The organism is Rhodanobacter sp. TND4EL1 (assembly GCF_054061035.1).
On sequence record NZ_JBSSDT010000007.1, the window covers coordinates 23945 to 30633 of the forward strand.

The window sequence follows — 6689 nt, forward strand, 5'->3', positions numbered from 1 at the left end:
GTGACGCGAGAGAACGGCTTCCGATGAGCACGGCCCTGGTGCTGTTCCGACGCGACCTGCGGCTGGCCGACAACCCGGCGTGGAGCACAGCCTGCGCGGAACATACGCAGGTGCTGCCGGTTTTCATCCAGGACGACGATGACGACATGTGGCGCGCGGGCGCGGCCAGTCGCTGGTGGTTGCATCATTCGCTGGCGTCACTCGATCGCGCCCTGCGCGACGCCGGTACGGGCCTGCATCTTCGTCGGGGCGAGCCGCTGGCGGTGCTGCGCGCGTTGATCGCGCAAAGCGGCGCCGGCGCGGTGTACTGGAATCGCCTGTACGAAGGCACGGCGATCGCCCGCGATACCCGCATCAAGAGGGCCTTGCTGGACGATGGCATCGCGGTGCACAGCCACAGCGCCGCGCTGTGGTGCGAACCGTGGAAGATTGCGACCCTGCAAGGCCAACCCTACAAGGTGTTCACGCCGTACTGGCGCAACCTGCGGCCACAGCTGCAGGTGGTCGAACCAGTGCCGCCGCCGCGCGTGCCGGGCTGGCGCAAGCTGCCCGATGAGCTGTCGCTTGAGGCACTCGAACTGCTGCCCCGCGTGGCTTGGGCCGGTGGGCTGGAGCAGACCTGGCAGCCGGGCGAAGCCGGCGCGCACGAGTTGCTGGAAATTTTTGCCGACGACGCCATTGGTGACTACGCGCATGCGCGCGACCTGCCGGCACGCCACGGCACCTCGCGCCTGTCACCGCACCTGCACTTCGGCGAGATCTCGCCCCGGCAGATCCACTTCGAGCTGGACCGTCGCACTCGAGCCATCGGCACCAAGCACCGGCCCGACATCGAACCGTATCTGCGCGAGCTGGGTTGGCGCGAATTCGCCCACCATCTGCTCTATCACTTCCCCCAGACACCCACCGAGAACTTCAACCCACGCTTCAACCAGTTCGCCTGGGCGCCCGCAGACGCCGCCTTGCTGGCTCGCTGGCAGCGCGGCCGTACCGGTATTCCGCTGGTCGACGCCGGCATGCGCGAGCTTTGGCATACCGGCTGGATGCACAACCGCGTGCGCATGATCGTGGGCAGCTTCCTGACCAAGAACCTGCGCCAGCACTGGCAGCACGGCGCGCGCTGGTTCTGGGACACCCTGGTCGATGCGGACCTGGCCAACAACACGCTGGGCTGGCAGTGGGTGGCCGGCTGCGGCGCTGATGCCGCGCCGTATTTCCGCGTGTTCAATCCGGTCACGCAGGCCAGGCGTTTCGATCCGGAAGGCCACTATCTGCGGCGATGGTTGCCGGAGTTGGCTGATGCGCCCCTGAACTTGCTGCACGAACCGTGGAAGGATCCCGACCTGCTCCAACGCAGTGGCTACCCCGCGCCAATGGTCGAGCTGGGCCAGTCGCGCCAGCAGGCGCTGGATGCTTACGGCGCGCTGGCACGCTGATACAGGTTTGCGGCCGAGGTAACTTGCCGAGCGGTCCCGGCGAATGGAATGACTCACGCGCCTCTTCAAGACCCGGAGCATTGCATGCCTGATATCGAACCCGCCGCCCTTCCATCGACGACACGAACTGCGTGGCCTGCCTTGCTGGCGATCGTGCTGATCGTGGCCGCCGTCGCGTTCGCCTTCGCCTGGGTCGCCGGCTGGCTGACACCGGGCCGACTCACCTCCGCGCGCTTCACCAACGCCATCGAGACCGGCAACGGGCAGATCTATCGCGGCTTCCGTCGCGCGCATGCCAAGGGCGTTTGCGTGGCGGGCTATTTCGAGGGCAATGGACAAGGCGTGCCACTTTCCAGCGCACGCCTGTTTGCGCCGGGGCGCACGCCGTTCGTCGGCCGTCTGTCCGTCGGCGGCGGCTCGCCCTATGGACTGGACAGCAAGGCGCGCGTGCGCAGCATGGCGCTGGAGTTGAACAGCGACGACGGCCAGCAGTGGCGCATGGCCATGAACAGTTTCCCGTTCTTCGGCGTGTCCTCGGTGCAGGGATTTTACGAGCAGACCGTCGCAAACGCGCCGGATCCGTCCACCGGCCAACCCGATCCGGTCAAACAGGCCGCCTTCGCCAAGGCCCATCCGGAGTTCGCCCGTTTCGCCGCCTGGGCGAAGACTGCACCGTGGTCGACCAGTTGGGCCAGCACCACGTACAACGGCGTCAACACGTTCCGCTTCACCAACCGGGCGGGAGCAACACGCAACGTGCGCTGGTCGATGCGACCGCAGACGGCCTTCGAGGCGATGACGCCGGCGCAGCGTGCCGCGGCCGACGGCAATTTCCTCAGCGAGGACCTGGATCAGCGACTGGCGCAAGGTCCGTTGCGCTGGGACATGGTGGTCACCGTGGCGCAACCCGGCGACTCGATCGTCGACCCGTCAAAGAGCTGGCCGGAGGATCGCCAGCACGTCACCGTGGGGACCGTGGTGATCGAAAGCACCAGCCCGCAGACCACCGGCGCGTGCCGCGACATCAATTACGACCCGTTGATCCTGCCCACCGGGGTGCAGGGTTCGCAAGATCCGGTGCTGGCCGCTCGTTCAGCCATCTATTCGGTTTCCTTCAATCGCCGTGAGCACGACATCGCCAGCGGCAAGGCTGCCGCTGCCACCGGCAAGGCCGCAGCGAAGGAGGCCTCGCGATGAGCACGCTGCATCCGTCGGACCATGCAAGCGTCCATTTCAACCTCACCGCGCGCGTGCTGCACTGGAGCATGGCGCTGGCGATTCTCTCGATGCTGTTTGTCGGCATCGGCATGGTCGCCTCGATCAGCCTGCGTCCCACCCTGGTCAGCCTGCACCGGCCGCTGGGCATTGCCATTCTGCTGCTGGTAATCGTGCGGCTGGCCAACCGTCTGCGCCATGCTCCGCCACCGCTGCCTGCCGACTTGCCTGCGGTGCAGGTGTTCGCGGCCAGGGCCTCGCACTGGTTGCTCTATGCGTTGATGTTCGCGATGCCGTTGATCGGTTGGTCCATGCTCTCCGCGGGCGGCTATCCGGTGACCATGTTCAAGGGCTTCGTGCTGCCGTCGATCGCTCCACACAATGCCACCGTCTACGCCATCCTGCGCACGGCCCACACCTGGCTGGCTCTGCTGCTTTTCGCCACGGTGCTGATGCACCTGGCGGCGGCGTTGTTCCATGCCTGGGTGCGGCGGGATGACGTGTTTCCGAGCATGGCGCGCGGCCCATCAACGATGTCGTCGGCGCTGGTTGCCGATTCGAAGGGCGAAGCCGGCGAGGCCGAAAAAGACGCGCCATTGCCCGACGCATGACACCGCCGAGGTCGGCTTAGCCGAAGCCTTGCAGGCGGTTCGGCGGAGATCAATCAGCCCACGGATCACGGTCGCAAGCTTGGTCGGCTCAGCGACGGCGCAACGACTCATGCAGCTGGCGTAGTCTGCGTGTCGAGGGAAGCCGGGGTCGAACGCGCAGGGTTCTCCGCCCCGTCAGCCGCCAGTACGCGCGCCGCTGCCGTTCCCTTGCGCTCGCTGTAGCGATCCACCAGATAGTCGCTGCGACCACGCACCATCAAGGTGAACTTGAAGAGCTCCTCCATCACATCGACCACGCGGTCATGGAACGGCGAGGGCTTCATGCGCCCATCGGCGCCGAACTCCTGCCAGGCCTTGGCGACAGAGGATTGGTTCGGGATGGTGACCATGCGCATCCAGCGCCCGAGCAGACGCAACGTATTCACCACATTGAATGACTGCGACCCGCCGCAAACCTGCATGACCGCAAGAGTGCGTCCCTGCGTCGGGCGCACGCTGCCATCGTCCAGCGGCAGCCAGTCGATCTGGTTCTTGAAGACACCGGTCATCGCGCCATGTCGTTCGGGGCTGACCCACACCTGCCCTTCGGACCACAACGACGATGCCCGCAGTTCCTCCACCTTGGGATGACTGGCGGGCACGCTGTCCAGCAGGGGCAGATCGTGCGGATCGAACACTCGCGTCTCGGCACCGAAATGACGAAGAATGTGCTCCGCCTCCAGCGCCAGCTTGCGGCTGAATGATTGCGGCCGCAGTGAACCATAGAGAATCAGGATGCGTGGCGGATGGCGGGAATCCAGCGACAGGCCCAGCTTGGTCAGGTCCGGCGTTTCCAGTGCGTCTGGATCAATGTGGGGCAAATCCTGCAACGTCATGGCCATGGCTCGGTGTTGTGTCGATCAAATGATTCTATAATCATGGAAATGTGGAATCCACTCCAGGACTGTCATGCATCCCTGCCGCGTTCTCTTTCTCTGCACCGGCAACTCTGCCCGCAGCATTCTGTCCGAGGCGACGCTCAATCATCTGGGCAACGGTCGTTTTGAGGCGTTCAGTGCAGGCAGCCAGCCCACTTTCCGGGTGCACCCACGTGCGCTCGAGACACTCGCCGCCGCCGGCATGCCCACCGTGGGCCTTGCCAGCAAGTCGTGGGACGAGTTTGCGAAAGAGGGAGCGCCCTCGCTGGACATCCTGATCACCGTTTGCGACAACGCGGCGAGCGAAGCATGCCCGGTACTGTTCGGCGATTTCGTCAAAAGCCATTGGGGTCTGCCCGACCCGGCAGCGGTTCACGATGAGCACACATCGATCAAGGCGTTTCGCACAGCCCACGCATGGATCATCGATCGCATCACGGCGCTGCTGGAGCTGCCGGTGGAGTCGATGTCGCAGGCCGAGCTGCAGCATGCACTGGATCACATCGCCACGATCCACGGCAACAAAGAGCCACGTGCATGAACGAGGTCCACGCAGAAGCGTCCACTGCTTCCTCGACGCCTGCCGCGGACGGCCGCATCGGTTTCTTCGAACGTTTCCTCACGATCTGGGTGTTGCTGTGCATCGTTGCCGGCACGTTGCTGGGCCGCACCCTGCCCGACACCTTCGAAACACTGGGCAACATGCAGCTGGCCCAGGTGAATCTGCCCGTGGCCGTGCTGATCTGGCTGATGATTACCCCGATGCTGCTGCAGATCGATTTCGGCGCGCTGGGCGGTGTGCGCAGGCAATGGAAAGGCATCGGCATCACGCTGTTCGTCAACTGGGCGGTCAAGCCGTTCTCGATGGCCCTGCTGGGATGGATATTCATCCGCCATGTGTTCGCCGGCCACCTTCCTGCGGATCAGCTGGATTCCTACGCCGCCGGGTTGATCCTGCTGGCCGCCGCGCCCTGCACGGCCATGGTGTTTGTCTGGAGCAACCTGTGCCACGGCGAACCCAACTTCACGCTGAGTCAGGTCGCGCTGAACGACGCCATCATGGTCGTGGCGTTCGCGCCGATCGTCGCCCTGCTGCTGGGGTTCTCCTCGATCAACGTGCCGTGGAATACGCTGCTGCTGTCGGTGCTGCTGTACATCGTGGCACCGGTCATCGTGAGCGTGCTGCTGCGACGTCGAATCCTGTCGAGCGGCGGTGAGGCACGGCTGAACGTGCTGCTTCAGCGGCTCGGCCCGGTGTCCCTGTGTGCATTGCTCGCTACCCTGGTGCTCCTGTTCGCGTTCCAGGGTCGTCAGATCGTGGCGCAACCCGCGGTCATCCTGATGCTGGCCGTACCCATTGTGATCCAGGTGTATTTCAACGCCGGTTTGGCCTACTGGCTGAGTCGCCGCTTCGGCGTGGCCCATTGCGTGGCCGGCCCCTCGGCCTTGATTGGCGCAAGCAACTTCTTCGAACTCGCGGTGGCCACCGCCGTGGGCCTGTTCGGTGTGCATTCCGGTGCCGCGTTGGCGACGGTGGTCGGGGTGCTCATCGAAGTGCCGGTGATGCTGTCGGTGGTGCGCATCGTGAACCGCAGCAAGCCCTGGTACGAATCGGCACGCGTCTGATGCCCATCCCACGTTGCGCCGTCGGGTAATCTTGACTCAGGCAGAGCCATTGATCCGATCTCCGAAAGCGCGCCTTGCCCGGCCGGCGCGGACCCACTGAAGCCATCGCGACATGACCTATCCCGCCATTGACACCAGACAGGCCATTGCCGCCTTGTCCGCACTCGCCCAGGAATCCCGGTTGGCGATCTATCGTCTGCTGGTACAGCATGCGCCCGAGGGTTTGGCGGCGAGCGCAATCGCCGAAAAGCTCGGGTTGGCGAACGCCACATTGTCCTTCCACCTGAAAGAGCTGGTACATGCCGGACTGATCAGCGGTCGCCAGGACGGCCGCTTCATTTACTACTCGCCGGTGCTCGACGCCATGAGCGCGCTGGTGACCTACCTTACCGAGCATTGCTGCAGTGCCAGCGGTCGCTCTTGCGCGGAGGTATCTGCAAAGAGGAAGGTTTGATCGGCGTGGGCGCTGGAGGTCCACGCGGGTCTTGCTCCTTGCAGTGCGGACTTGATCGTTGGCGCCGCCGCGACGAGCCTTGCGGATTCCATGGCCGGACGGAACCAGTATCGCGCGGAATTCGCCTGACCCGAGCGACAGGACCGCAGGCAGCTAAGCGCCCGATCGTCCGGCACTCAGACCCCTGGGACTTATCCGGAACAAGCCATCAGGCGAACGCCCGCCGCGTTACCGAAAAGAGCGCAGTTCCGGCGAGCCGGCGAGAATGCTCACCTTGCACAGTCAGACTCACGTCGACCAGTGGCAGAACATGATCCACACGTCCCGATGGCACGAAAGCAAAAGCCCCCACCGTTTCCGGTGAGGGCTTTCAGGATAGAACCTCTGGCGATGAGTTGCGGAGGCCGCGCGTTGCGGGCATCGGAGGCAA

Annotated in this window: 7 protein-coding genes; 6 read left to right on the forward strand and 1 reads right to left on the reverse strand. The window is 64.7% G+C overall.

The features are described from left to right. The first annotated feature begins 23 nt into the window (after nucleotides 1-23). The 3 genes from ACVWWQ_RS17175 to ACVWWQ_RS17185 all read left to right on the forward strand — a co-directional run bounded on the left by ACVWWQ_RS17175 (nucleotide 24) and on the right by ACVWWQ_RS17185 (nucleotide 3262). Entirely contained in the window at nucleotides 24-1436 is a 1413-nt protein-coding gene (locus ACVWWQ_RS17175) for a cryptochrome/photolyase family protein (RefSeq protein WP_133952016.1), read from the forward strand. A gap of 84 nt (nucleotides 1437-1520) precedes the next feature. After that, nucleotides 1521-2633 (forward strand): catalase family peroxidase, encoded by a 1113-nt coding sequence (locus ACVWWQ_RS17180; protein ID WP_133952018.1) that lies wholly within the window; start codon nucleotides 1521-1523, stop codon nucleotides 2631-2633. Next, nucleotides 2630-3262, forward strand: coding sequence for a cytochrome b (locus ACVWWQ_RS17185; protein WP_133952020.1), 633 nt, complete (start codon nucleotides 2630-2632; stop codon nucleotides 3260-3262). The genes ACVWWQ_RS17180 and ACVWWQ_RS17185 overlap by 4 nt, the downstream gene beginning before the upstream one ends. Before the next feature lie 107 nt (nucleotides 3263-3369). On the opposite strand, the gene arsH is transcribed toward ACVWWQ_RS17185, so the two are convergent. Then, nucleotides 3370-4137 (reverse strand): arsenical resistance protein ArsH, encoded by a 768-nt coding sequence (arsH, locus tag ACVWWQ_RS17190; RefSeq protein ID WP_133952022.1) that lies wholly within the window; start codon nucleotides 4135-4137, stop codon nucleotides 3370-3372. 73 nt (nucleotides 4138-4210) lie between these two features. On the opposite strand from arsH, the gene ACVWWQ_RS17195 reads away from it, so the two are divergent. The 3 genes from ACVWWQ_RS17195 to ACVWWQ_RS17205 all read left to right on the forward strand — a co-directional run bounded on the left by ACVWWQ_RS17195 (nucleotide 4211) and on the right by ACVWWQ_RS17205 (nucleotide 6259). Further along, nucleotides 4211-4720: an arsenate reductase ArsC gene (locus ACVWWQ_RS17195; RefSeq protein ID WP_133952024.1), complete on the forward strand. Its 510-nt coding sequence runs from the start codon at nucleotides 4211-4213 to the stop codon at nucleotides 4718-4720. Next, nucleotides 4717-5805: an ACR3 family arsenite efflux transporter gene (arsB, locus tag ACVWWQ_RS17200; protein ID WP_133952027.1), complete on the forward strand. Its 1089-nt coding sequence runs from the start codon at nucleotides 4717-4719 to the stop codon at nucleotides 5803-5805. The genes ACVWWQ_RS17195 and arsB overlap by 4 nt, the downstream gene beginning before the upstream one ends. A gap of 127 nt (nucleotides 5806-5932) precedes the next feature. Further along, nucleotides 5933-6259 carry a metalloregulator ArsR/SmtB family transcription factor gene (locus ACVWWQ_RS17205; RefSeq protein ID WP_133952073.1) on the forward strand — a complete coding sequence of 109 codons (327 nt, stop codon included), beginning with the start codon at nucleotides 5933-5935 and terminating at the stop codon, nucleotides 6257-6259. Nucleotides 6260-6689: the final 430 nt, after the last annotated feature.

What these genes read in the sequence shown, in the direction of transcription:
- ACVWWQ_RS17195 (WP_133952024.1), top strand. Translation starts at nt 4,211, where the DNA reads ATGCATCCCTGCCGCGTTCTCTTTCTCTGCACCGGCAACTCTGCCCGC.
- ACVWWQ_RS17180 (WP_133952018.1), top strand. Translation starts at nt 1,521, where the DNA reads ATGCCTGATATCGAACCCGCCGCCCTTCCATCGACGACACGAACTGCG.
- ACVWWQ_RS17185 (WP_133952020.1), top strand. Translation starts at nt 2,630, where the DNA reads ATGAGCACGCTGCATCCGTCGGACCATGCAAGCGTCCATTTCAACCTC.
- arsB (WP_133952027.1), top strand. Translation starts at nt 4,717, where the DNA reads ATGAACGAGGTCCACGCAGAAGCGTCCACTGCTTCCTCGACGCCTGCC.
- arsH (WP_133952022.1), bottom strand. Translation starts at nt 4,137, where the DNA reads ATGACGTTGCAGGATTTGCCCCACATTGATCCAGACGCACTGGAAACG.
- ACVWWQ_RS17175 (WP_133952016.1), top strand. Translation starts at nt 24, where the DNA reads ATGAGCACGGCCCTGGTGCTGTTCCGACGCGACCTGCGGCTGGCCGAC.